Source organism: Bacillus sp. JJ1521 (assembly GCF_036965165.1).
Classification (GTDB): Bacteria; Bacillota; Bacilli; order Bacillales; family Bacillaceae_L; genus Ferdinandcohnia.
This window is the reverse complement of sequence record NZ_JBALOX010000260.1, coordinates 1-1,068: the sequence shown is the minus strand read 5'-3', so window position 1 is coordinate 1,068 and position 1,068 is coordinate 1. Positions and strand designations below refer to the sequence as shown.

At 41.5% G+C, this 1,068-nt stretch carries 1 protein-coding gene; it reads left to right on the top strand.

The window, feature by feature from the left end; all coding sequences use genetic code 11:
• Positions 1-1,068 (top strand): M20/M25/M40 family metallo-hydrolase (locus V7147_RS24250; RefSeq protein ID WP_335370360.1); only part of this gene is annotated, 1,068 nt, incomplete at both ends.

Here is a 1,068-nt window from a genome sequence, read left to right as displayed (position 1 = left end):
ACTTGTCAATGAATTTTTAGAGTTAGTTCAAGTAGACTCTGAAACAAAATTCGAAACAGAAATTGCTAAGGTTTTAAAAGAAAAATTCACTGCATTAGGCGTAAATGTTGTCGAGGATGACACAACTGGTCAAACAGGGCATGGTGCTGGGAATTTAATTTGTACCCTTGAAGGGACAAAAAATGATGTGGATACGATTTATTTTACATCTCATATGGATACAGTTGTCCCTGGTAAGGGAATTAAGCCTTCCATCAAGGATGGTTATATTGTCTCAGATGGGACAACCATTTTAGGAGCAGATGATAAAGCAGGCTTAGCTGCCATGTTTGAAGCGATTCGGGTCCTAAAGGAAAAGCAAATTCCACATGGTAAAATAGAATTTATTATTACAGCTGGAGAAGAATCCGGGCTTATGGGGGCTAAAGCTTTAGACCCAGCCATGATCACAGCAAAATACGGCTATGCGCTTGATAGCGATGGTAAGGTTGGCAACATTATTGTTGCTGCACCAACACAAGCGAAGGTTAAAGCAACAATCATCGGGAAAACAGCACATGCAGGTGTTGCCCCTGAAAAAGGTGTTTCGGCGATTACAATGGCTGCAAAAGCCATTTCAAGAATGCCTTTAGGTCGTATTGATGAAGAAACAACTGCGAATATTGGGCGTTTTGAGGGTGGAACACAAACGAATATAGTCTGTGACCATGTTGAAATTTTGGCTGAAGCTCGTTCTTTAATTTCCGAAAAAATGGAAAGCCAAGTTCAAAAAATGAAAGAAGCCTTTGAATCCGTAGCTGCTGAAATGGGTGGTAGAGCAGAGGTTGAGACTACCGTCATGTATCCAGGCTTTAAGTTTGCTGATGGTGACCATGTCGTTGAGGTTGCAAAACGAGCAGTTGCACGAATTGGACGCCAAAGTGAACTACAACAAAGCGGTGGTGGCAGTGATGCGAACGTCATCGCAGGACATGGTATTCCAACAGTAAACCTAGCAGTTGGTTATGAAGAAATCCATACGACAAACGAAAAAATGCCAATCGAAGAACTTGTTAAAACAGCAGAACT